Origin of the sequence: Burkholderia humptydooensis (assembly GCF_001513745.1) — a bacterium.
Taxonomy (GTDB): domain Bacteria; phylum Pseudomonadota; class Gammaproteobacteria; order Burkholderiales; family Burkholderiaceae; genus Burkholderia; species Burkholderia humptydooensis.
The window spans coordinates 1,303,482-1,327,273 of sequence record NZ_CP013380.1; the positions used below are offsets into that span (position 1 = coordinate 1,303,482).

Sequence of the window (23,792 nt, forward strand, 5' to 3'; positions counted from 1 at the left end):
CGGGCGCAAGTAAAATAACAGTTTGCGCTTGCGCCTCGCGCAGTCCGCCCGAAAACCGGCCGATCAGGCCGCTCCGCTACGGAAGGCTGCGCAAAATTATATTCAGTATGAATGAGTTAGGCAAAAAATCCCATAATTCGATCGCGAGCGGCCAGGTTTCGCTCATCGAGATCGACGAAAGCGCCGCCGGGCAGCGCATCGACAACTTCCTGCTGCGCGTCTGCAAGGGCGTGCCGAAGAGTCATATTTACCGGATTCTGCGCAGCGGCGAAGTTCGCGTGAACAAGGGCCGGATCGATGCGCAATACCGGCTCGCGTTCGGCGACGTCGTGCGCGTGCCGCCCGTGCGCGTCGCGGCGGCCGATCTCGCGCGCGCGGCAGGTCTCGCACCCGTGCCTGCCGCCGCGTTCGAGATCCTGTTCGAGGACGACGCGATCATCGCGCTGAACAAGCCGGCGGGCGTCGCCGTGCACGGCGGCAGCGGCGTCGCGTTCGGCGTGATCGAGCAGATGCGCCACGCGCGGCCGCACGCGAAGTTCCTCGAGCTCGCGCACCGGCTCGACCGCGAGACGTCGGGCATCCTGATGCTCGCGAAGAAGCGCTCGGCGCTCGTCGGGCTGCATGAGCAGATCCGCGAGAACCGGATGGACAAGCGCTACTTCGCGTGCGTGCACGGCGACTGGGCGGCCGACTGGGGCCGCCGCCGCACCGTGAAGGCGCCGCTTTTCAAGTACGCGACGCCTGACGGCGAGCGGCGCGTGCGCGTCCAGGAAGACGGGCTGCCGTCGCACACGGTGTTCAATCTCGTCGACCGCTGGCCGGACTATGCGCTCGTCGAAGCGGAACTCAAAACGGGTCGGACCCATCAGATTCGCGTGCACCTCGCCCATCTCGGCCTGCCGATCGTCGGCGACGCGAAGTACGGCGATTTCGCGCTGAACAAGGCGCTTTCGCGCGCGAACGCGGCGCCGTCGATCAAGCGGATGTTCCTGCACGCGCACCGGCTGCGCTTCGCGCATCCGTTGACGGGCGAGCCGCTGCAGTTCGACGCGCCGCTGCCCGCCGAATGCCGGCAATTTCTCGATCAACTCACCGACTTGCGCGACACCGCGTGACAAGCATGGCCCGACAGCAATTTGATCTGATCGTCTTCGACTGGGACGGCACGCTGATGGATTCGACCGCGCACATCGCGCAGTGCATCCAGGCCGCGTGCCGCGATCTCGGCGTGCCCGCCCCGTCCGACGAGGCCGCCCGCTACGTGATCGGACTCGGCCTGCGCGATGCGCTCGCCGTGACCGCGCCGAGCGTCGATCCCGCCGACTATCCGCGGCTTGCCGAGCGCTACCGGTTCCACTACCTGATCAAGGATCAGCGAACCGAGCTCTTCGGCGGCGTGCGCGAGATGCTCGAAGAGCTGCGCGACACGGGCTACCTGCTCGCCGTCGCGACGGGCAAGGGGCGCGTCGGGCTGAACCGCGCGCTCGACGAGGCGAAGCTGACGAGCCTCTTCGGCGCCACGCGCTGCGCGGACGAGACGTTCTCGAAGCCGCATCCGGCGATGCTGCAGGAATTGTCGCGCGAACTGGGGCAGGATCTGGCGCGCACCGTGATGATCGGCGACACGACGCACGACCTGCAGATGGCGGCGAGCGCGGGGGCGGCGGGCGTCGGCGTCGCGTACGGCGCGCATTCGGCCGACGCGCTCGCCGCGCTGTCGCCGCGCTTCGTCGCGCCCGACGTCGTATCGCTCGCCGGCTGGCTGCGGGAGCACGCATGATGGGCGGCGGCGACGCGCGCTTCGTGTGCGCGGCCGACGCGCTCGTCGACGGCGGCGCGGGCGTGCGGATCGACGCGTCGCTGCGCGGCGAGTCCGTCGTCGTGTTCTTCGTGCGCTACGAAGGGCGCGCGTATGGTTACCTGAACCGCTGCGCGCACGTGCCGATGGAGCTAGACTGGATCGAGGGACAGTTCTTCGAATCGTCAGGCTTATACTTGATGTGCGCGACGCACGGCGCGATTTATGAGCCCGAGACGGGCAGGTGCGTCGGCGGCCCGTGCCGCGGCGCGCGGTTGCGCGCCGTCCGGGTCGACGAGCAGGACACGCCCGACGGCCGCGCGGTGTTCTGGCTGCCCGACGGCGATCTGCGCCCGGCCCCTTCTGACCACTGACTTTCACGCATGTCCGATCAAATCAATCCGCCCGATTCGTCTTCGTCCTCCGCGGCGAACGCCGCCACCCGCGAACCGAACTGGGAGCGCGCCGTGCTCGAGCGCGTTGCGCTTGCGGCGATCAAGGAGCAGCGCGCGGCGCGCCGCTGGAGGATTTTCTTCCGCTTCGCGTTCCTCGTCGTGCTCGGCGCGCTCGCGTTCGCGTTCCTGAGCGTATCGGGCGACGGCAGCAAGCTCGCGAGCGGCCGCCACACGGCCGTCGTGACGATCGAAGGGGAGATCGCCGCGAGCACCAACGCGAACGCCGAGGACATCAACACGGCGCTCGACAGCGCGTTCGAGGATTCGGGCACGGTCGGCGTCGTGCTGAAGATCAACAGCCCGGGCGGCAGCCCGGTTCAGGCGGGCATCGTCTACGACGAGATCCGGCGGCTGCGCAAGAAGTATCCGGGCAAACCGCTTTATGTCGTGGTCTCCGACATGTGCGCGTCGGGCGGCTACTACATCGCCGCGGCGGCGGACAAGATCTACGTCGACAAGGCGAGCATCGTCGGCTCGATCGGCGTGCTGATGGACGGCTTCGGCTTCACCGGGCTGATGGGCAAGCTCGGCGTCGAGCGGCGGCTGCACACGTCGGGCGAGAACAAGGGCTTCTTCGATCCGTTCTCGCCGGAGACGCCGAAGATGGACGCGCACGCGCAGGCGATGCTCGACCAGATCCACGAGCAGTTCATCAAGGCGGTGAAGGACGGCCGCGGCGCGCGCCTGCACGAATCGCCGGACATCTTCTCCGGGCTCTTCTGGACGGGCGCGAAGAGCATCGAGCTCGGCCTCGCCGACGATTACGGAACGACCGACACCGTCGCGCGCGACGTGCTGAAGGCGCCGGACCTCGTCGACTACACGGTCAAGGAAAGCCTGACCGACCGCGTCGCGCGCCGCTTCGGCGCGGCGGTGGGCAAGGCCGCGCTGAAGGCGGCCGTCGCCGGCGGCGAGCTGAAGCTGCGCTGACGGCGCGAAACGCTTCGCTCAGTTCGCGAGCAGCAGGAAGATCGCGGGGCGCTTGTGCAGATCGGGCACAGGCGCCTTTTTCCATTGCGCCGCCGAGCGGCTCGCGATCGTCTCGGTCGCGAGCGTCAGGTCGGCCGCGACGCACACGAGCGTCGACGGCGCGCACGTCGCGACGAGCGCGTCGAGCATCGCGTGATTGCGGTATGGCGTCTCGATGAAGATCTGCGTCTGGTTCGCGTGGCGCGACTGCTGCTCGAGCTCGCGCAGGCGCTTCGCGCGCGCGGCGGCGTCGACGGGCAGGTAGCCGTGGAACGCGAAGCTCTGGCCATTCAGGCCGGACGCCATCAGCGCGAGCAGGATCGAGCTCGGCCCGACGAGCGGCACGACCTTCACGCCGCGCTCGTGCGCGCGGCGCACGAGCAGCGCGCCGGGATCGGCGACGGCGGGGCAGCCGGCTTCCGACACGAGCCCCGCGTCGGCGCCCGCGAGCACCGGCGCGAGCAGCCTGTCGATTTCGCCTGCGGGCGTCTTCACGTTCAACTCGCGGATCTCGATTTCCTGGATCGGCCGCTCGGTGCCGATTTTCTTCAGGAACGCGCGAGTCGTCTTCGCGTTCTCGCCGATGTAGTAGCCGAGCGACGCGGCGCGCGCCTGCACGGCGGCGGGCAGCACGGCGGCGAGCATCGCGGCGTCGCCATCGCCGAGCGTGTTCGGAATCAGATAGAGCGTGCCTGCCGTCATCGTCCGTTCGCTCCGTCGGCGGCCGGCGCCGGCGCGCCGAAGAGGGGATAGCCCGCCGCGCGCAGCATTCGGGTGAGTGCGATGAGCGGCAGGCCGACGAGCGCCGTCGGGTCGTCGGATTCGATCGCGTCGAGCAGCGCGATGCCGAGCCCTTCCGATTTCGCGCTGCCCGCGACGTCGTATGGCGTCTCCGCGCGCAAATAGGCGTCGAGTTCGACGTCGGTCAGCGCGCGGAACCGCACGCGCGTCACGATGTCTTCGACTTGCGCCGCGCCGGAGCGGCTGTCGTACAGGCAAAGCGCGCTGTGGAATTCGACGTCGCGGCCGCGCATCGCCTGCAGTTGCGCGAGCGCGCGCGCGTGCGAGCCGGGCTTGCCGATCTGCAGCCCGTCGAAGGTCGCGACCTGGTCGGAGCCGATCACGAGTGCGCCGTGAGGCGCCTGGACGCGCTCGGCCGCGGCGCGCGCCTTCGCGGCGGCGAGCCGCAGCGCGGTCGCGGACGGCGTTTCGCCCGGCAGCGGCGTCTCGTCGACTTCGGGCGTGACGACGTCGAACGGCGCGCGCAGGCGTTCGAGGAGTTCGCGCCGGTAGCGCGAGCTGGAGGCGAGGATCAGCCTGGGTGGGCTGGAAGCGTTGTGCTGCATGATGGTCGGGTATCGGTCGGTTCGGGAGATCCGGGTTGAAGGAATGGCCGCCGCACTGCGCGCGGGCGCGCGGCGGCCGCGTGTTCGGCGAAGCAGTCTTAAGTATTTGACTCGAAAAGATAAAACGGGTATGCTCTTGCGCTTTTCATCGGCAGGGGTTTTGCGAGCGCCCGACGGCGAACCGAGCAGCCCGGATGCGTCATGCATCCCGTGGCGCGGGCCGCCGGGCCGCGCGGTCCGCTGCACGAACGAGTTGCATCGTGGGTTGATACGGCAGGAGCGCACATGAACCCGTCTTCAGGCAAGCCTGCGGTTTCGCTCGATCCGCACGCGATCGATCTGTTCGAATTTGCGCGCAGCGCTCGGCAGGCGGCGGGCGCCGTCCGGCTCTCGCAGTTGCCGCGCATGTTAAACGAAGTGCCGGCGGACGCGCCAGACCGCGACACCCTATTCACCTGGCAGGCGGAGGGCTCGACGCAGCCCGAGCTGCAGGACGACGGCGCCGAGGCGCAGCAGCCTTATCTGCGGCTCGCGCTGCACGGCGCCGCGTGGCTCGAATGCCAGCGCTGCATGACGCCGTACGAGCAGTCGTTCGACATCGACGTCGTGTACCGGATCGTCGCCACCGAAGAGGAGGCGGACGAATTTCCGCTCGACGAAGATGAAGTCGATGTGATCGTCGGCTCGCGCCAGTTCGATTTCGCCGGCTTGATCGAAGAGGAGCTGCTGCTTTCGCTGCCGCTCGTGCCGAAGCACCAAGTCTGTCCGGCGGTGCACGAAAGCCTCGTATCGGGCGCGAGCGGTCCCGCGGCCGATGCGGACGATACGTCCGACGAAGCGGCGGGCGAAAGCGACAGGCCGAATCCGTTCGCGGCGCTCGAAGCGCTGAAAAAGGGCGGCGACGGCAATAAACACTAAGCAGTTGGGGCGCGGGAAGGCGTGAGGCCGCAGGGCCGGGGTAGCAAGCGCCGGATCGGGCTGTGTTAGAATCCAAAAAATTATTTAGGAGTTAGTCATGGCAGTTCAACAAAACAAGAAGTCGCCGTCGAAGCGCGGCATGCATCGTTCGCACGATTTCCTGACGACCGCGCCGCTCGCCGTCGAGCCGAGCACGGGTGAAGTGCATCTGCGTCACCACGTCAGCCCGAACGGCTACTATCGCGGCAAGAAAGTCGTCAAGACGAAGAACGACTAAGCGTTTCCGTCTCCGTGGCGCGCGTCTGATGGCCATTCGGGCCCCTCGCGCGACAACCGGTTCGCTTGACACTTTCCTGGCTCAACAAAAAGGCGGCATTCAACTGCCGCTTTTTTGTGCCTGAAATTCGTCGCATTCCATGACTGTAAAGCTCACAATCGATTGCATGGGAGGCGACCACGGCCCGTCCGTGACCGTTCCCGCGGCAGTCAAGTTCGTTCGCTCGCATCCCGACGCGCAACTGATGCTCGTCGGCATCGAAAGCGCGATACGGGCGCAACTCAAGAAGTGCAAGGCGCTCGACGAGCCCGCGCTGTCCGTCGTGCCGGCCACCGAAGTGGTCGCGATGGACGATCCCGTCGAAGTGGCGCTGCGCAAGAAGAAGGATTCTTCGATGCGCGTCGCCCTCAATCACGTGAAGGAAGGCGAGGCGCAGGCGTGCATTTCCGCCGGCAACACCGGCGCGCTGATGGCGGTGTCGCGCTACGTGCTGAAGACGCTGCCCGGCATCGAGCGGCCTGCGATTGCGTTCGCGCTGCCGAATCCAACGGGCTACACGATGATGCTCGACCTCGGCGCGAACGTCGACTGCGAGCCGCAGCACCTGCTGCAGTTCGCCGAAATGGGGCACGCGCTCGTCGCGGCGCTCGAGGGCAAGGAGCGGCCGACGATCGGTCTTCTCAACATCGGCGAGGAGATCATCAAGGGGAACGAAACAATCAAGCGCGCGGGCGAACTATTGCGCACGAGCACGTTGAATTTCCGCGGCAACGTCGAGGGCAACGACATCTACAAGGGCACCGTCGACGTGATCGTCTGCGATGGCTTCGTTGGCAACGTTGCATTGAAGACGTCCGAGGGCCTCGCGCAGATGCTCGCCGACATCATCAAGGAAGAGTTCAGCCGCTCGCTGCTGTCGAGGCTGATGGCGCTTCTCGCGCTGCCCGTGCTGCTGCGCTTCAAGAGGCGCGTCGATCATCGCCAGTACAACGGCGCGGCGCTGCTCGGGCTGCGCAGTCTCGTCATCAAGAGCCACGGCTCCGCCGACGCTTACGCGTTTGAGTGGGCGATCAAACGCGGGTATGATGCCGTCAAAAATGGCGTGCTGGAGCGCCTTTCGCGAGCGATGGCGGAGAACGCCGCGCCGCTTGGCGAAAGCGGTCGCGACGCGGACGGGACGGGGCAGGCGAGTCCGTCCGCGGGCCAGCCAGCCGAGCCCTCCGCCGCGCTTTCCTCGAAGACATGATGGCCCAATCGACCCTCTATTCCCGCGTGCTCGGCACGGGCAGCTATTTGCCGCCCGACCGCGTCACGAATCAAGAACTCGCCGATCGCCTCGCGAAGGACGGCATCGAGACGAGCGACGAGTGGATCGTCGCGCGCACGGGCATCCACGCGCGGCACTTCGCCGCGCCCGACGTGACGACGAGCGATCTCGCGCTCATCGCCGCGCAGCGCGCGATCGAGGCGGCCGACGTCGATCCGCAGTCGATCGACCTCATCATCGTCGCGACGTCGACGCCCGATTTCGTTTTCCCGAGCACCGCGTGCCTGCTGCAGAACAAGCTCGGCATCAAGAACGGCGGTGCCGCGTTCGACGTGCAGGCGGTGTGCTCGGGCTTCGCCTACGCGCTCGCGATGGCCGACAGCTTCATCCGCACGGGGCAGCACCGCACCGCGCTCATCGTCGGCGCGGAGACGTTCTCACGCATCCTCGACTTCAAGGACCGCACCACCTGCGTGCTGTTCGGCGACGGCGCGGGCGCCGTCGTGCTGTCGGCGTCCGAAGAGCCGGGCATCCTCGGCAGCGCGCTGCACGCGGACGGCAGCTACTCGAACATCCTCTGCACGCCGGGCAACGTGAACCGCGGCGTCATCGCGGGCAGCGCATTCCTGCACATGGACGGCCAGGCCGTCTTCAAGCTCGCCGTGAATCTGCTCGAGAAGGTCGCTGTCGAAGCGCTGTCGAAGGCGGATCTCGCGCCGGAACAGGTCGATTGGCTGATTCCGCACCAGGCCAATATCCGTATCATGACGAGCACGTGCCGCAAGCTCGGCCTGCCGCAGGAACGCATGATCGTCACCGTCGACGAGCACGGCAACACGTCCGCCGCGTCGATTCCGCTCGCGTTCGACGTCGCGGTGCGCGACGGCCGCATCAAGCGCGACCAGCACGTGCTGATCGAAGGCGTCGGCGGCGGCTTCACGTGGGGCGCGTCGGTCTTCCGCTACTGAGCCCGCACTTTCCGCGCATCCCATCGGCGCGCCGGGCGCAGCGCGCCGCTCGAATCGATTCAATTAGGGACGATATGAAATTTGCATTCGTTTTTCCGGGCCAGGGCTCGCAATCGGTCGGCATGCTCAATGCGTTCGCCGACGTCGCCGTCGTGCGCGAGACGCTCGACGAAGCGTCCGACGCGCTGGGGCAGGACATCGGCAAGCTGATTGCCGACGGCCCGGCCGACGAACTCAATCTGACGACGAATACTCAGCCCGTGATGCTGACGGCTGCGTACGCGTGCTATCGCGCGTGGAAGCAGGCGGGCGGGGCGCAGCCGTCGATCGTCGCCGGCCACAGCCTCGGCGAATACACGGCGCTCGTCGCCGCGGGCGCGATCGCGTTTCGCGACGCGCTGCCGCTCGTGCGCTTTCGCGCGCAGGCGATGCAGACGGCCGTGCCCGTCGGCGTGGGTGGCATGGCGGCGATTCTCGGCCTCGACGACGACACGGTGCGCGCGGTGTGCGCCGAGGCGTCGGCATCGGGCGTCGTCGAAGCGGTGAATTTCAACGCGCCCGCGCAGGTCGTGATCGCGGGCACGAAGGCGGGCATCGAGAAGGCCTGCGAGATCGCGAAGGCGAAGGGCGCGAAGCGCGCGCTGCCGCTGCCCGTGTCGGCGCCGTTCCATTCATCGCTGCTCGAGCCGGCCTCCGACAAGCTGCGCGAATATCTCGCGAACGTCGACGTGAAGGCGCCGCGGATTCCCGTCGTCAACAACATCGACGTCGCGGTGGTGTCCGATCCCGCGGCGATCAAGGATGCGCTCGTGCGCCAGGCGGCGGGGCCCGTGCGCTGGGTCGAGTGCGTGCGGCACATCGCCCGCGAGGGCGTGACGCACGTGATCGAGTGCGGCCCGGGCAAGGTGCTCGCCGGCCTCACGAAGCGCATCGACAGCAACCTGGTCGGCGCGTCGGTGTTCGATCCGGCGTCGCTCGACGAAGCGCTCAAGCTCGCCGCCGCCTGACTCCGTCAGGCGCTCGAGCTTGCCGATTCAACCGAAACACGGAACCACTGCATGGACAAGACTCTCGACAAACAAGTCGCGATCGTCACCGGCGCGTCGCGCGGGATCGGCCGCGCGATCGCGCTCGAACTCGCGCGCCGCGGCGCAATGGTGATCGGCACCGCGACGACCGAAGCGGGCGCCGAGGGCATCTCGGCCGCATTCAAGGAAGCCGGGATCGAAGGCCGCGGCGCCGTGCTGAACGTCAACGACGCGGCGGCGGTCGACGCGCTCGTCGAAGCGACGCTCAAGGAATTCGGCGCGCTGAACGTGCTCGTCAACAACGCCGGCATCACGCAGGATCAACTCGCGATGCGGATGAAGGACGACGAGTGGGACGCCGTGATCGACACGAACCTGACGGCCGTGTTCCGCCTGTCGCGCGCGGTGCTGCGCCCGATGATGAAGGCGCGCGGCGGACGCATCGTCAACATCACGTCGGTCGTCGGCTCGGCCGGCAATCCGGGTCAGGTCAACTACGCGGCGGCGAAGGCGGGCGTCGCGGGGATGACGCGCGCGCTTGCACGCGAGATCGGCAGCCGTGGCATCACCGTGAACTGCGTCGCGCCGGGCTTCATCGATACCGACATGACGAAGGGACTGCCGCAAGAGCAGCAGGCCGCGCTGAAGACGCAGATTCCGCTCGGCCGCCTGGGCAGCCCGGAGGACATCGCGCACGCAGTGGCATTCCTCGCGTCGCCGCAGGCGGGCTACATCACGGGCACGACACTGCACGTGAACGGCGGCATGTTCATGTCGTAACGGAATTCGTTTACCATCCGCGCCGTGCATGCGCATCCGCGCATCGGCGCTTGTCTGGCCGCAAAGCCGGCGCGCATTTTGGGCAGCATCAAACCTGTTAAAATGCGCGCACTTGTAAATTTGAACTTTCCCTCGGAGGGGTAATGGACAATATCGAACAACGCGTCAAGAAGATCGTCGCCGAGCAACTGGGCGTCGCCGAAGCTGAAATCAAGAACGAAGCGTCGTTCGTGAACGACCTCGGCGCGGATTCGCTCGACACGGTTGAACTGGTGATGGCGCTCGAAGACGAGTTCGGCATGGAAATCCCGGATGAAGAAGCCGAGAAGATCACGACCGTTCAGCAAGCGATCGACTACGCTCGCGCGAACGTCAAGGCGTAACACGCGCGTCGTCTGCAAGTTTTTGCACACGCTGCGCCGGATGCGCGATCGCGTCGGCGTTCTCGCCGGCCGAGCTAACAGCCACAGGGCTCGCAGGGGTGGTTCCTGTGGCCGCTGTGGCTTTTGTTTTTGTCATTCAATGGAAAAGAGGTTACCGTGAGCCGCCGTCGTGTTGTTGTTACAGGCCTTGGGCTGATTTCGCCTGTTGGCAATAATGTTGCCGACGGCTGGGCCGATCTCGTGGCCGGCAAGTCCGGCATCGTCAATATCACGAAGTTCGACGCGACGAACTTCTCGACCCGCTTCGCAGGCGAGGTGAAGGGCTTCAACGTCGAGGACTACATCCCGGCGAAGGAAGCGCGCCACATGGATACGTTCATCCATTACGGGATCGCGGCCGGCATGCAGGCGATGCAGGACAGCGGCTTCCAGGTCACCGACGAAAACGCGGAGCGCGTCGGCGTCGTGGTCGGCTCGGGCATCGGCGGGCTGCCGATGATCGAAGTCACGCAGACCGAACTGCTCAACCGCGGCCCGCGCCGGATCTCGCCGTTCTTCGTGCCGGCGTCGATCATCAACATGATCTCCGGCCACCTGTCGATCAAGTTCGGCATCAAGGGCCCGAATCTCGCGCTCGTCACCGCGTGCACGACCGGCCTGCACTGCATCGGCGAGGCGGCGCGCCTCATCGAATACGGCGATGCCGACGTGATGATCGCGGGCGGCGCGGAGGCGACCGTGTCGCCGCTCGGCATCGGCGGCTTCGCGGCGGCGCGCGCGCTGTCGCAGCGCAACGACGATCCGGCGACGGCGAGCCGTCCGTGGGACAAGGACCGCGACGGCTTCGTGCTCGGCGAGGGCGCGGGCGTGATGGTGCTCGAGGAGTACGAGCACGCGAAGGCGCGCGGCGCGAAGATCTACGCGGAAATCGCGGGCTACGGGATGAGCGGCGACGCGCATCACATGACGGCGCCGCTCGAGGATGGCGACGGCGCGCGACGCTGCATGCTGGCCGCGCTGCGCAACGCCGGTGTCAACGTCGATCAGGTGAGCTACCTGAACGCACACGGCACGTCGACGCCGCTCGGCGATCTCGCGGAAACCATCGGCATCAAGCGCGCATTCGGCGATCACGCGAAGCAGATCGTCGTCAATTCGACGAAGTCGATGACGGGCCACCTGCTCGGCGGCTCGGGCGGGCTGGAATCGGTGTTCACGGTGCTGGCCGTCCACAACCAGGTGTCGCCGCCGACGATCAACATCTTCAACCAGGACCCCGCGTGCGATCTCGACTATTGCGCGAACGAAGCGCGCGAGATGAAGATCGACGTCGCGTTGAAGAACTCCTTCGGCTTCGGCGGGACTAACGGCACGCTGGTCTTCAAGCGCGTCTGACGCGGGGTCGCTTGACGGAGCCGTTCCACGCCGCATCGGCAGGCGCGCAGCACATCGTGCTGCGCGCGTCGGCGTGCCTGCGCACCGCGTGCGCGCTGTTCGTGGCGGCCGCTGGCGCGGCGGTCTACGCTTGTGCGGCGCCGCTCGTCGGCAGCGGCGGGGCGGCGGCGCTCGCGGGGCTCATCGCGGCGCTCGTTGCGTTGCGCGCGCGGGCCGCCCGCGAGCGGCGTCAGCCGGCTGCGTTGCAGATCGATGCCGGCGCGGGCGTGCTCGCGGCGTTCGACCGCGACGGGCGGCTCCTTGCGCGCGGGCAGATCGCCGGCTGCACGCAATGGAGCGATCTGCTCGTCGTGCTGACGGTGCAAGGCCGCGGCCGGCGCGCGACGCCGCTCGTCATTCCGGCTGACGCGGTCGACGCGCCCGTGTTCCGCGCGCTCTGCGTGCTGGGCCGGCGCGCCGCGCGCGGGACGCTCGCGGCGGCATGACCGCTTTCGCGGCCGGCCGTTTCCGGTCGAAAACGCCCATGAGCGGCTCGAGCGGGAACGTTACAATAGCGCTCCGCGTTGCTTCCCTCGTTTACGGATTTGTCAGGTGAGTGAAAAAGAAATCGATCAGGCACTGGTCGAACGCGTACAGAATGGCGACAAGGCGGCGTTCGAACTCCTGGTCTCCAAATACCACCGCAAGATCATCCGGCTGATCTCGCGCCTCGTGCGGGACCCCGCGGAGGTCGAGGACGTGGCCCAGGACGCGTTCATCAAGGCGTATCGCGCGTTGCCGCAGTTCCGCGGCGAGTCGGCGTTCTACACGTGGTTGTACCGGATTGCCGTCAATACGGCGAAGAACTACCTTGCGACCCAGGGTCGCCGGGCGCCCACGTCCACCGACGCGGACGCCGAAGAGGCTGAAACTTTCTCCGACGCCGACCAACTAAGGGATATCAACACGCCTGAGTCGATGTTGATGAGCAAGCAGATCGCCCAGACGGTCAACGCCGCGATGGCGTTGTTGCCGGAAGAGTTGCGAACGGCCATCACGCTGCGCGAGATCGAAGGCCTGAGCTACGAAGAGATCGCGGAGATGATGGGATGCCCGATCGGCACCGTCCGCTCGCGGATCTTTCGCGCCCGCGAGGCGATCGCGGCAAAATTGCGGCCGCTTCTCGATACGCCGGAAGGCAGGCGCTGGTGAGCGCCTGCGGCGAATCGAAGCGGCTTGGGGTCTAGTTACGGAGTCGTGTGTCACGACGGGGTGTGCAAGATGGGGAGCATCATGGGGTCGGTCTCTACGCAGTCGCAGGCGTGCTCGCAACGCGAGCGCACGTCCGCTCTGGTCGACGGCGAAGCGCCTGAGGGCCTTTCGCTGAAACAGATTCTCGCGGGGCTCGCCGACGCCGAGCGCGCGACGTGGGCGCAATATCACGTGATCGGTGACGCGCTGCGCTCCGACGAGCTCACGCTCGAGCCCGCCGAGAGCCGCGCGTTCATGGCCCGCTTCTCGACGAGCCTCGCGGCCGAGCCGCACCTGCTCGCGCCCGCGGCCGCGCCTGTCGCGCGCCGGCTGCTGGCGCTGCGCCGCCGCGTCGTGCCCGCGTTCGCGGTCGCCGCCGCCGCGGCGACGCTCACGTGGATCGTCGTGCCGCAGATGCAGGGCGCCGGCGCGCCGGGTGCCGTCCAGGTCGCGTCGTTGAGCCCCGCGCAGCAAGGCCCGCTGCAACGCGTGGCGGCCGCGCAGCCGGGCGCGCAGGACGTGAACATCATCCGCGACGCGAGCCTCGATCAATATCTCGAAGCGCATCAGCAATTCGCGCAGCAGCCCGTCGTGACGGGTTCGATGCCGGTCATTCGTACCGCCGTCGCCACGCAAGGCCAATAAACTCGATGCGGACGTTGCAGTTGAATCAAGCCCCCCTAGGTTGGAGACGGCTGCCGGCGCTGTTGCTGTGCGCGGCCGCGCTGTTGTCCGTCCAGTCCGCTGCCTCTGCGCAGCAACCCGACGATCCCGTGGCCACCCGGCGCCAGGCCGCCGAGTGGCTCGATCGCCTCCAGCAGGCCGCGCAGCAGCAGAACTACGAAGGGACGTTCGTCTATCAGCGCGGCGCGTACGTGCAATCGTCGCGGATCGTTCATGTCGCGACGAAGGGCGACGGCGAATACGAGCGCGTCGAAAGCCTCGACGGCAAGCCGCGTAAGCTGCTGCGCCACAACGACGATCTCTACACGTTCGTGCCCGAGCGGCGGCTCTGCGTCGTCGAGCGCCGCCAGAACAAGGATTCGTTCCCCGCGCTGCTCGGCGCGAGCGGCGAGCAGGTGCTGTCCGTCTACGAGCCGAAGTCGCTCGGGCGCGATCGCGTCGCGGGCCTCGACGCGCAGGTCGTCGAACTCGTGCCGAAGGACGCGTACCGCTTTGCGTACAAGCTGTGGACCGACGCGAAGACGGGGCTTCTGCTGCGCTCGCAGACGCTCGACGCCGACGATCGCGTGCTCGAGCAGATCGCCTTTTCGCAACTGCAGCTCGGCGCCGCTGCGCCGAGCCAGAAGACCGCGATCGCGGCCGGCATGCGCAATCTCGGCGGCTGGACCATCGTGCGGCCGCCCGTTTCGCCCGTCGACATCGAGGCGCAGGGCTGGCAGATCGCGCCGACCGTCGCGGGCTTCCGCAAGATCCGCGAAGTGCGCCGCCCGATGGCCGCGCGCGACGCGAACGATCCGCCGATTCCCGTCGACCAGGCCGTGTTCACCGACGGCCTCGCGACGATCTCGGTCTTCATCGAACCCGCCGAGAAGAACAGCCGCAAGGAAGGGGCGGGCAGCACGGGCGCGACGCACGTGCTCGTCAAGCGCCGCGGCGATTTCTGGATCACGGTTCTCGGCGAAGCGCCTCCCTCGACGTTGCAGCAGTTCGCGTCTGCCATAGAATACAAGGCTTCCAAGTAACCTTTCGGTTTCCGACATGATGAATCCCTCGCTGCGCACCTGGCTCGTCGCCGCGGCGGTGACGGCCTTGACGCCGCTTGCCGCGCAATCGGCGACGGCGGCTCCGAATGCCACGACCGCGCCCGCCGCAGCGGGCGCCGCGCCCACGACGCGCGCGGGTCTGCCCGATTTCGCGGACCTCGTCGAGAGAGTCGGCCCGGCGGTCGTCAACATCCGGACGACGGCGAACGTGCCGGCCGACACGCGCGGCGCGCTGCCGCCCGGCCTCGACAACGGCGACATGTCGGAATTCTTCCGCCGCTTCTTCGGCATTCCGCTGCCGCAGCCGCCGGGCGGGCAGAAGAACGCGCCGAGCACGCCCGAGGCGCCCGACACCGAGCAGAACCGCGGCGTCGGCTCGGGCTTCATCCTGTCGCCGGACGGCTATGTGATGACGAACGCGCACGTCGTCGACGACGCGGACACGATCTATGTGACGCTCACCGACAAGCGCGAATTCAAGGCCAGGCTCATCGGCGTCGACGAGCGCACCGACGTCGCGATCGTGAAGATCAACGCGTCGAGCCTGCCGACCGTCGCGATCGGCGATTCGAACCGCGTGCGCGTCGGCGAGTGGGTCGTCGCGATCGGCTCGCCGTTCGGCCTCGACAACACGGTCACGGCCGGCATCGTCAGCGCGAAGGGCCGCAACACCGGCGACTACCTGCCGTTCATCCAGACGGACGTCGCGGTCAACCCCGGCAACTCGGGCGGCCCGCTCATCAACATGCAGGGCGAAGTGATCGGCATCAACTCGCAGATCTACAGCCGCACGGGCGGCTTCATGGGCATCTCGTTCGCGATTCCGATCGACGAGGCGATGCGCGTGGCCGAGCAACTGAAGGCGTCGGGCAAGGTCACGCGCGGCCGGATCGCGGTCGCGATCGGCGAGGTGACGAAGGAAGTCGCCGATTCGATCGGCCTGCCGAAGGCGGAAGGCGCGCTCGTCAGCAGCGTCGAGCCGGGCGGCCCGGCCGACAAGGCGGGCCTGCAGCCGGGCGACATCATCCTGAAGTTCAACGGCCGTCCGGTCGAAACGGCGTCGGATCTGCCGCGCATGGTCGGCGACACGAAGCCGGGCACGAAGGCGACGGTGACGGTGTGGCGCAAGGGGCAGTCGCGCGATCTGCCGATCACGATCACGGAATTTCCGGCCGACAAGACCGCGAAGGCCGACAGCCGCCAGGCGCCGCAGCAGAAGCCGCGCAGCAGCGCGCTTGGCCTGACGGTCAGCGACCTGTCGCCCGATCAGTTGAAGACGCTCAAGCTGCGCAACGGCGTGCAGATCGACGCGGTCGACGGGCCGGCCGCACGCGCGGGGCTGCAGCGCGGCGATATCGTGCTGCGCGTCGGCGACGTCGACATCACGAGCGCGAAGCAGTTCGTCGACGTGACGTCGAAGCTCGATCCGCAGCGCGCGGTCGCGGTGCTCGTGCGGCGCGGCGACAACACGCAGTTCATCCCGATCCGGCCGCGCCAGAAGTGAGCGCCGCGCGTTTCACGCTGTACGGCCGCGGCTGGTGCCATTTGTGCGACGACATGCGCGACGCGCTCGCGCCGGTGGCGGCCGAATGCTCGGCGAGCGTCGATTATGTCGACATCGACGCGGAGCCGGCGCTCGTCGCGCGCTATGACGAGGACGTGCCGGTGCTGCTGCTCGACGGTGTCGAGGTATGCCGGCACCGGTTCGACGAGGCGCGGGTCAGGGAAGCGCTCGCGCGGCGCGGGGCGTGAAGCGCTGCGCGATGAAGCGCGCCAAAGGAAGCGCGGCGGTCTCGCCGCCGCTCGCGCCCGACGACTCGCCGCGCACTTCGAACGATCGCGCCGCAGGTCGCCGGCCGGCGCATGTCCGGACGCCCAAAATGCCGCCCCTAGCGAACCTTTTCGGCTAAAATAAGCCGTTTTTTCACCGACTTACAAGGCGTGCTCTGCGGTCGTCGAGCGCGCCTTTTTCGCTTGATCGGCACTGAATGGATCATATTCGCAACTTCTCGATCATCGCGCACATCGACCACGGCAAGTCGACGCTCGCGGATCGCATCATCCAGCTTTGCGGTGGCCTGTCCGACCGCGAGATGGAAGCGCAGGTGCTCGACTCGATGGATCTCGAGCGCGAGCGCGGCATCACGATCAAGGCACAGACCGCCGCGCTCACCTATCGCGCGCGCGACGGCAAAGTCTACAACCTGAATCTCATCGATACGCCGGGGCACGTCGACTTCTCGTATGAAGTGAGCCGCTCGCTGTCCGCGTGCGAAGGCGCGCTGCTCGTCGTCGACGCGAGCCAGGGCGTCGAGGCGCAGACGGTCGCAAACTGCTACACGGCAATCGAGCTCGGCGTCGAAGTGGTGCCCGTCCTCAACAAGATCGACCTGCCGGCCGCAAACCCGGAGAACGCGATCGCCGAGATCGAGGACGTGATCGGCATCGACGCGACCGATGCGGTGCGCTGCAGCGCGAAGACGGGCCTGGGCGTCGAGGATGTGCTCGAATCGCTGATCGCGAAGGTGCCGCCGCCGAAGGGCGATCCCGATGCGCCGCTGCAGGCGCTCATCATCGATTCATGGTTCGACAACTACGTCGGCGTCGTGATGCTCGTGCGCATCGTCAACGGCACGCTGCGCCCGAAGGAAAAGATCAAGCTGATGGCGACCGATGCGCTGTATTCGGTCGAGCACGTCGGCGTGTTCACGCCGAAGTCGCGCAATCTCGAATCGCTGTCGGCGGGGCAGGTGGGCTTCATCATCGCCGGCATCAAGGAACTGACGGCCGCGAAGGTCGGCGACACGGTCACGCACGCGACGAAGCCCGCGCCCGAGCCGCTGCCGGGCTTCAAGGAAGTGAAGCCGCAGGTGTTCGCGGGCCTCTATCCCGTCGAGGCGAACCAGTACGACGCGCTGCGCGAATCGCTCGAGAAGCTGAAGCTGAACGACGCGTCGCTGCAGTACGAGCCCGAAGTGTCGCAGGCGCTCGGCTTCGGCTTCCGCTGCGGCTTCCTGGGGCTGCTGCACATGGAGATCGTGCAGGAGCGGCTCGAGCGCGAGTTCGACATGGATCTCATCACGACCGCGCCGACCGTGGTCTACGAGGTCGTGCAGAGCGACGGCACGACGATCAGGGTCGAGAACCCGGCGAAGATGCCGGAGCCCGCCCGGATCGCCGAGATCCGCGAGCCGATCGTGACGGTCAACCTGTACATGCCGCAGGACTACGTCGGCTCGGTGATCACGCTGTGCGAGCAGAAGCGCGGCTCGCAGATCAACATGCAGTATCACGGCCGGCAGGTGCAGCTCACGTACGAGATCCCGATGGCGGAAATCGTGCTCGACTTCTTCGATCGGCTGAAATCGGTGTCGCGCGGCTACGCGTCGATGGACTACGAGTTCAAGGAATACCGGACGTCCGACGTCGTGAAGGTCGACATGCTGATCAACGGCGACAAGGTCGATGCGCTGTCGATCATCGTCCACCGTTCGCAGTCGCAGTATCGCGGCCGCGAAGTCGCGGCGAAGATGCGCGAGATCATTCCGCGCCAGATGTACGACGTCGCGATCCAGGCGGCGATCGGCGCGCACATCATCGCGCGCGAGAACATCAAGGCGCTGCGCAAGAACGTGCTCGCGAAGTGCTATGGCGGCGACATCACGCGCAAGAAGAAACTGCTCGAAAAGCAGAAGGAAGGCAAGAAACGAATGAAGCAGGTGGGTTCGGTCGAGATCCCGCAGGAGGCGTTCCTGGCGATCTTGCGAGTCGAAGACAAATAACAGGACTGATCCTTTATGAATTTTGCGTTGATCCTTTTTGTGCTCGTCGTGCTGACGGGCATTGCGTGGGTGCTGGACAAGCTGGTTTTCCTGCCGCAGCGGAAGAAGGCGGCAGACGCGGCGGTCGCCGAGTTCGACCGCCAGCAGGAGCGGATCGGCGAGCGCTTCGCCGACGAGAACGCGCCGCAGACGCGCGCGCGGCTGCGTGACGAGAAGCTGCGCCAGCCGTGGTGGCTCGAATACACCGCGAGCTTCTTTCCGGTGATTCTCGTCGTGTTCGTCGTGCGCTCGTTCGTCGTCGAGCCGTTCAAGATTCCGTCGGGCTCGATGGTGCCGACGCTCGTCGTCGGCGATTTCATCCTGGTCAACAAGTTCGACTACGGCCTGCGTCTGCCGATCACGAACCGGAAGATCACCGCAGGCCGTCCGCTCGAACGCGGCGACGTCGTCGTGTTCCGCTATCCGAAGGACGAATCGGTCGACTACATCAAGCGCGTGATCGGCCTGCCGGGCGACACGATCGCGTATCAGGACAAGAAGCTGACGATCAACGGCCAGCCCGTGCCCGAGACGCCGCTGCCGGACTACTTCGACGAAGAGCGGATGAACTACGCGAAGCAGTTCGAAGAAACGCTCGGCGCGCGCAAGAACGCGATCCTGAACAATCCGTCGGTGCCGCCGTTCGTGATGGGCGCGGACGACTATCCGTATCGCAACAATTGCCAGTACGACAGCCGCGGCGTCGTCTGCAAGGTGCCGCCTGGCCACTACTTCATGATGGGCGACAACCGCGACAACAGCGCCGACAGCCGCTACTGGGGCTTCGTGCCGGACAAGAACATCGTCGGCCGCGCGTTCTTCATCTGGATGAACTTCAGCGAGCTCAAACGCATCGGCTCGTTCAACTAGCCGCACCGAACGTTGCGACACGCCGCGCACGGGCTGCGAGGCGTGTTGCCGAACCACTTTAAGAACCGGCGGCAATGCCGCCTCGTCACGCCTTTTCGCGCCAGGCCGCGTTTCCCGACCGAAGCGGCGCCCGCGTTATACTCCTGTCCATGCCCTTATCCCAGTTGGAAAGCCGGCTGCGCTATGAATTTCGCAATGCGGAATTGTTGCGCCAGGCTTTGACCCATCGCAGTCACAGTGCCACGCATAACGAACGGCTCGAGTTTCTCGGCGATTCCGTTCTGAATTGCGCGGTGGCCGCCCTTTTGTTTCAGCGCTTCGGCAAGCTGGACGAAGGCGATTTGTCGCGCGTGCGGGCGAATCTCGTCAAGCAGCAGTCGCTGTACGAAATTGCTCAGGCCCTCAATATCTCGGACGGCCTGCGGCTCGGCGAAGGCGAGCTGCGCAGCGGCGGATTCCGAAGACCGTCGATCCTCGCGGACGCATTCGAAGCCATCATCGGGGCGGTGTTCGTCGATGGCGGCTTCGAAGCCGCCCAAGGGGTCATCAAGCGATTGTACGTGCCGATTCTCGACCACATCGATCCGCGCACGCTCGGCAAGGATGCGAAGACGCTGCTGCAGGAATACCTGCAGGGCCACAAGATCGCGCTGCCGACCTATACCGTCGTCGCGACGCATGGTGCGGCGCACAATCAGCAATTCGAAGTCGAGTGCACGGTGCCGAAGCTGGACATCAAGGTGTCCGGCTCGGGCGCGAGCCGCCGCGCGGCCGAGCAGGCCGCCGCGAAGAAGGCGCTCGACGAGGTGATGGCGGTTGCGCCGATGCTCGCCGCGAAGCCGAAGCGCTCGAAGAGCGCGCGCGGAGCGAAGCATGTGGAGCCGGAGATCGTGCCGGGCGTGAAGGGCGTGCAGGAGGCGCTCGACCTGCGTTCGCCGGACCGCAAGGAGCGCGGCGCGAGCCGCGTGGCGGGCGACGAAGCTAAGGGCGCCGAGCCGAAGGCGGTCGATCCGAAGGCCGTGGCCGACCCGAAGTCGGGCGACGCGAAGCATGGCGGGCCGAAGGCTGCGGAGTCCTGCGCGGATGACTCGAAGGCGGCCGAGGCGAAGGCGCCCGAGGCAAGAGCCTCGGCGGACGCGAAGGCCGGTGCGCAGACCCACGCGGCCGCTTCGCCCGTCGTGCCTGCGCAGGCCGACGACGTGGCCGCCCGTTCGCCCGCGGCCACGCCCGTCGCGGTGATCCGCGCGGCGCACGTCGAGCACGGCGCCGACAAGAGCGAGCCGCGCGCGTCGAAGCCGGCCGAAAAATCCGCTTCGACGGCCGACAAGCTGCCGGAGAAGGCGAGCGACAAGCCGTCGACGGAGAAATCGGCGGAAAAGCCGATGGAAAAGCCGGACGCCGCCGTGCGCGTCTCCGCGGGAACGGCTGACCGGCCGCCGCGCGCGCGCGACGCGTCGTCGTCCGCCACCGCCGAGCCCGATCTGGCCGCCGCGCCCGTGCGCGTCGCCGACGCGGGGCATTGACATCGTCCCAATCGACATCGCGGTCGCGCACGGTCGCGCGGCCGCTTCCGAACCCAGCAGCAGCCTGATATGAACGCACCCGCTCCCACCGGTTTCCGTTGCGGCATGATCGCGATCGTCGGCCGTCCGAACGTCGGCAAGTCGACGCTGATGAACGCGCTCGTCGGCCAGAAGATCAGCATCACGTCACGCAAGGCGCAGACGACCCGCCACCGGATCACCGGCATCCGCACGCTCGACGACGCGCAATACATCTTCGTCGACACGCCCGGCTTCCAGACGCGCCACAGCACCGCGCTCAACCGGTCGCTGAACCGCGCGGTGACGTCGACGCTGACGTCGGTCGACGCGATCCTGTTCGTGATCGAGGCGGGCCGCTTCGGCCCCGACGACCAGAAGGTGCTCGACCTGATTCCGCCCGGCACGCCGACGCTCCTCGTCGCGAACAAGCTCGACCGCGTATCCGACAAGGGCACGCTGTACCCGTTCTTCCAGAAGATGGGCGAGCTGCGCGAGTTCGCGGAGATCGTGCCGCTGTCGGCGAAGCATCCGGAAGACATCGAGCGGCTGATGAACACGGTCAAGCCGTATCTGCCGGAAGGCGACGCGATCTACGGCGAAGACGACCTGACCGACCGCAGCTCGCGCTTCCTCGCGGCCGAGATCCTGCGCGAGAAAGTGTTTCGCTGGACGGGCGACGAGTTGCCTTACACGAGCACCGTCGTCATCGACAAGTTCGAGGAGGAGGGGCGGCTCACGCGCGTGTTCGCGACGATCCTCGTCGAGCGCGATTCGCACAAGGCGATGGTGATCGGCAGGAAGGGCGCGAAGCTCAAGCAGATCAGCACCGAGGCGCGGCAGGACATGGAGAAGCTGTTCGACGGCCCCGTCTATCTCGAGACCTTCGTCAAGGTGAGGAGCGGCTGGGCGGACAACGAAGCGGGGCTGCGCGCCTATGGGTACGAATGACGGGACGTCCGATGTCGGGATGACCGACGAGGCCGACGCCGACCCGCAACCCCCGATCGCGCCGCCCGCGCCGGACGCCGGCAAGCCGGCGCGCAAGCCGCGCCGCGCCGCGCCGCGCACGTCCGAATTCCGGATCGCCGAGCAGCCGGGGTTCGTGCTGCACAGCTATCCGTATCGCGAGACGAGCCTCGTCGTCGACGTGCTGACGCGCGACCACGGCCGCATCGCGCTCGTCGCGAAGGGCGCGAAGCGCCCGCATTCGGCGCTGCGCGGCGTGCTGCAGACGTTCCAGCCGCTGTCGCTGTCGTGGTCCGGCAAGTCGGAGCTGCGCACGCTGACGGGCGCCGAATGGGTGGGCGGCATGCTGCCGCTCGCGGGCGACGCGCTCTTGTGCGGCTTCTACGTGAACGAGCTGCTCGTCAAGTTCTGCGCGCGCGAAGATCCGCATCCGCCGCTCTTCCAGCACTATCTCGTCACGCTCACGCGCCTCGCGCACGGCGAGCCGCCCGTGCAGGTGCTGCGCTCGTTCGAGCGCGTGCTGCTGCGCGAGACGGGCTATGCGATGACGTTGAAGCGCACCGTCGCGCGGCGCGCGGTCGAGCCCGGCAGGCTCTACGTGTTCGATCCGCAGCGCGGCGTGTGCGATGCGGGCAGCGACGTGCCGTCGCACTGGCCCGTGATCGCCGGCCAGACGTTGCTCGACATGGAAGAGGACGATTACCATCGGGCGCAGACCGTTGCGCAAAGCAAGACGCTGATGCGCTTTCTGCTCAACACCTATCTGGGCGGCACGCCGCTCGCCACGCGTCAGATCCTGATCGACCTGCAAAACCTATGAGCTTCTTCCTCACGACGCCTACCGCCATCGAACTGGGCGTGAACATCGACCACGTCGCGACGCTGCGCAACGCGCGCGGCACCGCCTATCCGGACCCCGTGCGCGCGGCGCTTGCCGCCGAGGATGCCGGCGCCGACGCGATCACGCTGCATCTGCGCGAAGACCGCCGGCACATCGTCGACGCGGACGTGCGCACGCTGCGTCCGCTCGTGAAGACGCGGATGAATCTCGAGTGCGCGGTGACGCCGGAGATGCTCGACATCGCGTGCGAGATCCGGCCGCACGACGCCTGCCTCGTGCCGGAGAAGCGCTCGGAGCTGACGACGGAAGGCGGCCTCGACGTCGTCGGGCACTTCGACGCGGTACGCGCCGCGTGCAAGCAGCTCGCGGACGCGGGCGTGCGCGTGTCGCTCTTCATCGATCCGGACGACGCGCAGATCCGCGCCGCGCACGAGACGGGCGCGCCCGTGATCGAGCTGCACACCGGCCGCTATGCGGACGCGCACGACGCGGCCGAGCAGCAGCGCGAGTTCGAGCGGATCGCGACGGGCGTCGACGCCGGCATCGCGCTCGGGCTGAAGGTGAACGCGGGCCACGGACTGCACTACACGAACGTGCAGGCGATCGCCGCGCTGCCCGGCATCGCCGAGCTGAACATCGGGCACGCGATCGTCGCGCACGCGGTGTTCGCGGGCTGGGACAACGCGGTGCGCGAGATGAAGGCGATCATGGTCGCCGCGCGCGTCGCCGCGCTGCACGGCGGCCGCTGACGCGCATGGCGATCTACGGCATCGGCACCGATCTCGCTCAGGTGAGCCGCATCGCCGCCGTGCTCGAGCGCACGGGCGGGCGCTTCGCCGCGAAGGTGCTCGGCCCCGACGAACTGCGCGTGTTCCACGCGCGGCGCGCGCGCTCGGAGGCGCGCGGCATCGCGTTTCTCGCGACGCGCTTTTCCGCGAAGGAAGCGTTCTCGAAGGCGATCGGCCTCGGCATGCACTGGCCGATGACATGGCGCGCGCTGCAGACACTCAACCGGCCGAGCGGCGAGCCTTACGTCGTCGCGTCGGGCGAGCTCGCCGCGTGGCTCGATGCGCGCGGCATCACCGCGCGCGTGACGGTGAGCGACGAGCGCGACTACGCGGTCACGTTCGTCGTCGCCGAGGCGCCCGACGACGTCGTCGCCGCGCGCTCGGGCGCCGCTTCCTGATCCATTCTCCGCAAGGACGCTGA

General features: G+C 67.3%; 27 protein-coding genes. 25 read left to right on the forward strand and 2 right to left on the reverse strand.

Translation table 11 applies throughout. The annotated features are described in order from the left end of the window. The first annotated feature begins 107 nt into the window (after positions 1 to 107). The 4 genes from AQ610_RS06010 to AQ610_RS06025 are packed head-to-tail and all read left to right on the forward strand — an operon-like array spanning position 108 to position 3,183. Positions 108 to 1,115: an RluA family pseudouridine synthase gene (locus AQ610_RS06010; protein WP_006025790.1), complete on the forward strand. Its 1,008-nt coding sequence runs from the start codon at positions 108 to 110 to the stop codon at positions 1,113 to 1,115. A gap of 5 nt (positions 1,116 to 1,120) precedes the next feature. Beyond that, entirely contained in the window at positions 1,121 to 1,780 is a 660-nt protein-coding gene (locus AQ610_RS06015) for an HAD-IA family hydrolase (RefSeq protein ID WP_006025791.1), read from the forward strand. Next, positions 1,777 to 2,172, forward strand: a complete 396-nt coding sequence (locus AQ610_RS06020) for a Rieske (2Fe-2S) protein (protein WP_043282386.1) — start codon at positions 1,777 to 1,779, stop codon at positions 2,170 to 2,172. Before AQ610_RS06015 ends, AQ610_RS06020 begins: the two co-directional genes overlap by 4 nt. A 9-nt stretch (positions 2,173 to 2,181) precedes the next feature. Further along, complete coding sequence (locus tag AQ610_RS06025; protein ID WP_006025793.1) at positions 2,182 to 3,183, forward strand: S49 family peptidase; 1,002 nt, start codon at positions 2,182 to 2,184, stop codon at positions 3,181 to 3,183. A gap of 18 nt (positions 3,184 to 3,201) precedes the next feature. On the opposite strand, the gene AQ610_RS06030 is transcribed toward AQ610_RS06025, so the two are convergent. After that, a complete protein-coding gene (locus AQ610_RS06030) occupies positions 3,202 to 3,924 on the reverse strand; it encodes an SAM-dependent methyltransferase (RefSeq protein ID WP_006025794.1) in 723 nt (240 codons plus the stop codon). Continuing rightward, the gene (locus tag AQ610_RS06035) at positions 3,921 to 4,568 is read right to left on the reverse strand and encodes a Maf-like protein (protein WP_006025795.1); all 648 of its coding nucleotides are present in this window, start codon (positions 4,566 to 4,568) and stop codon (positions 3,921 to 3,923) included. The genes AQ610_RS06030 and AQ610_RS06035 overlap by 4 nt, the downstream gene beginning before the upstream one ends. 285 nt (positions 4,569 to 4,853) lie before the next feature. Between AQ610_RS06035 and AQ610_RS06040 the strand changes: the two genes are divergently transcribed. From AQ610_RS06040 to acpS, 21 genes are all read left to right on the forward strand, one after another. Next, the gene (locus AQ610_RS06040; protein WP_006025796.1) at positions 4,854 to 5,486 is read left to right on the forward strand and encodes a DUF177 domain-containing protein; all 633 of its coding nucleotides are present in this window, start codon (positions 4,854 to 4,856) and stop codon (positions 5,484 to 5,486) included. Between the two features lie 97 nt (positions 5,487 to 5,583). Further along, entirely contained in the window at positions 5,584 to 5,763 is a 180-nt protein-coding gene (rpmF, locus tag AQ610_RS06045) for a 50S ribosomal protein L32 (RefSeq protein WP_006025797.1), read from the forward strand. Positions 5,764 to 5,902: 139 nt separating this feature from the next. Next, positions 5,903 to 7,009, forward strand: a complete 1,107-nt coding sequence (plsX, locus tag AQ610_RS06050) for a phosphate acyltransferase PlsX (RefSeq protein WP_009913176.1) — start codon at positions 5,903 to 5,905, stop codon at positions 7,007 to 7,009. Beyond that, positions 7,009 to 7,998 (forward strand): beta-ketoacyl-ACP synthase III, encoded by a 990-nt coding sequence (locus AQ610_RS06055; protein ID WP_009913175.1) that lies wholly within the window; start codon positions 7,009 to 7,011, stop codon positions 7,996 to 7,998. Before plsX ends, AQ610_RS06055 begins: the two co-directional genes overlap by 1 nt. Positions 7,999 to 8,072: 74 nt before the next feature. Continuing rightward, entirely contained in the window at positions 8,073 to 9,005 is a 933-nt protein-coding gene (fabD, locus tag AQ610_RS06060) for an ACP S-malonyltransferase (RefSeq protein WP_006025800.1), read from the forward strand. 51 nt (positions 9,006 to 9,056) lie between these two features. Beyond that, a complete protein-coding gene (gene fabG / locus AQ610_RS06065) occupies positions 9,057 to 9,806 on the forward strand; it encodes a 3-oxoacyl-ACP reductase FabG (RefSeq protein WP_006025801.1) in 750 nt (249 codons plus the stop codon). Between the two features lie 143 nt (positions 9,807 to 9,949). Next, a complete protein-coding gene (gene acpP, locus AQ610_RS06070) occupies positions 9,950 to 10,189 on the forward strand; it encodes an acyl carrier protein (protein ID WP_004197638.1) in 240 nt (79 codons plus the stop codon). A gap of 156 nt (positions 10,190 to 10,345) precedes the next feature. Further along, positions 10,346 to 11,584, forward strand: coding sequence for a beta-ketoacyl-ACP synthase II (fabF, locus tag AQ610_RS06075; protein ID WP_009913173.1), 1,239 nt, complete (start codon positions 10,346 to 10,348; stop codon positions 11,582 to 11,584). Positions 11,585 to 11,595: 11 nt separating this feature from the next. After that, a complete protein-coding gene (locus AQ610_RS06080; RefSeq protein ID WP_006025803.1) occupies positions 11,596 to 12,069 on the forward strand; it encodes a protein YgfX in 474 nt (157 codons plus the stop codon). A 106-nt stretch (positions 12,070 to 12,175) separates the two neighbouring features. Then, positions 12,176 to 12,775, forward strand: coding sequence for an RNA polymerase sigma factor RpoE (gene rpoE, locus AQ610_RS06085; protein WP_006025804.1), 600 nt, complete (start codon positions 12,176 to 12,178; stop codon positions 12,773 to 12,775). A gap of 81 nt (positions 12,776 to 12,856) precedes the next feature. Then, complete coding sequence (locus AQ610_RS06090; protein WP_006025805.1) at positions 12,857 to 13,459, forward strand: sigma-E factor negative regulatory protein; 603 nt, start codon at positions 12,857 to 12,859, stop codon at positions 13,457 to 13,459. Positions 13,460 to 13,464: 5 nt separating this feature from the next. Continuing rightward, positions 13,465 to 14,520 carry a MucB/RseB family sigma factor regulatory protein gene (locus tag AQ610_RS06095; RefSeq protein WP_015601294.1) on the forward strand — a complete coding sequence of 352 codons (1,056 nt, stop codon included), beginning with the start codon at positions 13,465 to 13,467 and terminating at the stop codon, positions 14,518 to 14,520. Positions 14,521 to 14,536: 16 nt separating this feature from the next. After that, positions 14,537 to 16,045 carry a DegQ family serine endoprotease gene (locus tag AQ610_RS06100; protein WP_006025807.1) on the forward strand — a complete coding sequence of 503 codons (1,509 nt, stop codon included), beginning with the start codon at positions 14,537 to 14,539 and terminating at the stop codon, positions 16,043 to 16,045. Positions 16,046 to 16,098: 53 nt separating this feature from the next. After that, positions 16,099 to 16,293 (forward strand): glutaredoxin family protein, encoded by a 195-nt coding sequence (locus tag AQ610_RS06105; RefSeq protein WP_045554893.1) that lies wholly within the window; start codon positions 16,099 to 16,101, stop codon positions 16,291 to 16,293. Between the two features lie 236 nt (positions 16,294 to 16,529). Further along, complete coding sequence (gene lepA / locus AQ610_RS06110) at positions 16,530 to 18,323, forward strand: translation elongation factor 4 (protein ID WP_006025809.1); 1,794 nt, start codon at positions 16,530 to 16,532, stop codon at positions 18,321 to 18,323. Between the two features lie 15 nt (positions 18,324 to 18,338). Beyond that, complete coding sequence (lepB, locus tag AQ610_RS06115) at positions 18,339 to 19,232, forward strand: signal peptidase I (RefSeq protein ID WP_009913165.1); 894 nt, start codon at positions 18,339 to 18,341, stop codon at positions 19,230 to 19,232. Between the two features lie 149 nt (positions 19,233 to 19,381). After that, positions 19,382 to 20,755 (forward strand): ribonuclease III, encoded by a 1,374-nt coding sequence (gene rnc, locus AQ610_RS06120; protein ID WP_043282390.1) that lies wholly within the window; start codon positions 19,382 to 19,384, stop codon positions 20,753 to 20,755. 69 nt (positions 20,756 to 20,824) lie between these two features. Next, positions 20,825 to 21,724: a GTPase Era gene (gene era, locus AQ610_RS06125; RefSeq protein ID WP_009913163.1), complete on the forward strand. Its 900-nt coding sequence runs from the start codon at positions 20,825 to 20,827 to the stop codon at positions 21,722 to 21,724. Then, positions 21,711 to 22,562, forward strand: coding sequence for a DNA repair protein RecO (recO, locus tag AQ610_RS06130; RefSeq protein WP_015601093.1), 852 nt, complete (start codon positions 21,711 to 21,713; stop codon positions 22,560 to 22,562). The genes era and recO overlap by 14 nt, the downstream gene beginning before the upstream one ends. Then, positions 22,559 to 23,332, forward strand: coding sequence for a pyridoxine 5'-phosphate synthase (gene pdxJ, locus AQ610_RS06135; protein WP_006025814.1), 774 nt, complete (start codon positions 22,559 to 22,561; stop codon positions 23,330 to 23,332). The genes recO and pdxJ overlap by 4 nt, the downstream gene beginning before the upstream one ends. Positions 23,333 to 23,337: 5 nt before the next feature. Beyond that, complete coding sequence (acpS, locus tag AQ610_RS06140) at positions 23,338 to 23,769, forward strand: holo-ACP synthase (RefSeq protein ID WP_006025815.1); 432 nt, start codon at positions 23,338 to 23,340, stop codon at positions 23,767 to 23,769. The last annotated feature ends 23 nt before the right edge of the window (positions 23,770 to 23,792 follow it).

What these genes read in the sequence shown, in the direction of transcription:
- AQ610_RS06010 (WP_006025790.1), top strand. Translation starts at nt 108, where the DNA reads ATGAATGAGTTAGGCAAAAAATCCCATAATTCGATCGCGAGCGGCCAG.
- AQ610_RS06015 (WP_006025791.1), top strand. Translation starts at nt 1,121, where the DNA reads ATGGCCCGACAGCAATTTGATCTGATCGTCTTCGACTGGGACGGCACG.
- AQ610_RS06020 (WP_043282386.1), top strand. Translation starts at nt 1,777, where the DNA reads ATGATGGGCGGCGGCGACGCGCGCTTCGTGTGCGCGGCCGACGCGCTC.
- AQ610_RS06025 (WP_006025793.1), top strand. Translation starts at nt 2,182, where the DNA reads ATGTCCGATCAAATCAATCCGCCCGATTCGTCTTCGTCCTCCGCGGCG.
- AQ610_RS06030 (WP_006025794.1), bottom strand. Translation starts at nt 3,924, where the DNA reads ATGACGGCAGGCACGCTCTATCTGATTCCGAACACGCTCGGCGATGGC.
- AQ610_RS06035 (WP_006025795.1), bottom strand. Translation starts at nt 4,568, where the DNA reads ATGCAGCACAACGCTTCCAGCCCACCCAGGCTGATCCTCGCCTCCAGC.
- AQ610_RS06040 (WP_006025796.1), top strand. Translation starts at nt 4,854, where the DNA reads ATGAACCCGTCTTCAGGCAAGCCTGCGGTTTCGCTCGATCCGCACGCG.
- rpmF (WP_006025797.1), top strand. Translation starts at nt 5,584, where the DNA reads ATGGCAGTTCAACAAAACAAGAAGTCGCCGTCGAAGCGCGGCATGCAT.
- plsX (WP_009913176.1), top strand. Translation starts at nt 5,903, where the DNA reads ATGACTGTAAAGCTCACAATCGATTGCATGGGAGGCGACCACGGCCCG.
- AQ610_RS06055 (WP_009913175.1), top strand. Translation starts at nt 7,009, where the DNA reads ATGGCCCAATCGACCCTCTATTCCCGCGTGCTCGGCACGGGCAGCTAT.
- fabD (WP_006025800.1), top strand. Translation starts at nt 8,073, where the DNA reads ATGAAATTTGCATTCGTTTTTCCGGGCCAGGGCTCGCAATCGGTCGGC.
- fabG (WP_006025801.1), top strand. Translation starts at nt 9,057, where the DNA reads ATGGACAAGACTCTCGACAAACAAGTCGCGATCGTCACCGGCGCGTCG.
- acpP (WP_004197638.1), top strand. Translation starts at nt 9,950, where the DNA reads ATGGACAATATCGAACAACGCGTCAAGAAGATCGTCGCCGAGCAACTG.
- AQ610_RS06090 (WP_006025805.1), top strand. Translation starts at nt 12,857, where the DNA reads ATGGGGTCGGTCTCTACGCAGTCGCAGGCGTGCTCGCAACGCGAGCGC.
- AQ610_RS06095 (WP_015601294.1), top strand. Translation starts at nt 13,465, where the DNA reads ATGCGGACGTTGCAGTTGAATCAAGCCCCCCTAGGTTGGAGACGGCTG.
- AQ610_RS06100 (WP_006025807.1), top strand. Translation starts at nt 14,537, where the DNA reads ATGATGAATCCCTCGCTGCGCACCTGGCTCGTCGCCGCGGCGGTGACG.
- AQ610_RS06105 (WP_045554893.1), top strand. Translation starts at nt 16,099, where the DNA reads ATGCGCGACGCGCTCGCGCCGGTGGCGGCCGAATGCTCGGCGAGCGTC.
- lepA (WP_006025809.1), top strand. Translation starts at nt 16,530, where the DNA reads ATGGATCATATTCGCAACTTCTCGATCATCGCGCACATCGACCACGGC.
- lepB (WP_009913165.1), top strand. Translation starts at nt 18,339, where the DNA reads ATGAATTTTGCGTTGATCCTTTTTGTGCTCGTCGTGCTGACGGGCATT.
- rnc (WP_043282390.1), top strand. Translation starts at nt 19,382, where the DNA reads ATGCCCTTATCCCAGTTGGAAAGCCGGCTGCGCTATGAATTTCGCAAT.
- era (WP_009913163.1), top strand. Translation starts at nt 20,825, where the DNA reads ATGAACGCACCCGCTCCCACCGGTTTCCGTTGCGGCATGATCGCGATC.
- recO (WP_015601093.1), top strand. Translation starts at nt 21,711, where the DNA reads ATGGGTACGAATGACGGGACGTCCGATGTCGGGATGACCGACGAGGCC.
- pdxJ (WP_006025814.1), top strand. Translation starts at nt 22,559, where the DNA reads ATGAGCTTCTTCCTCACGACGCCTACCGCCATCGAACTGGGCGTGAAC.
- acpS (WP_006025815.1), top strand. Translation starts at nt 23,338, where the DNA reads ATGGCGATCTACGGCATCGGCACCGATCTCGCTCAGGTGAGCCGCATC.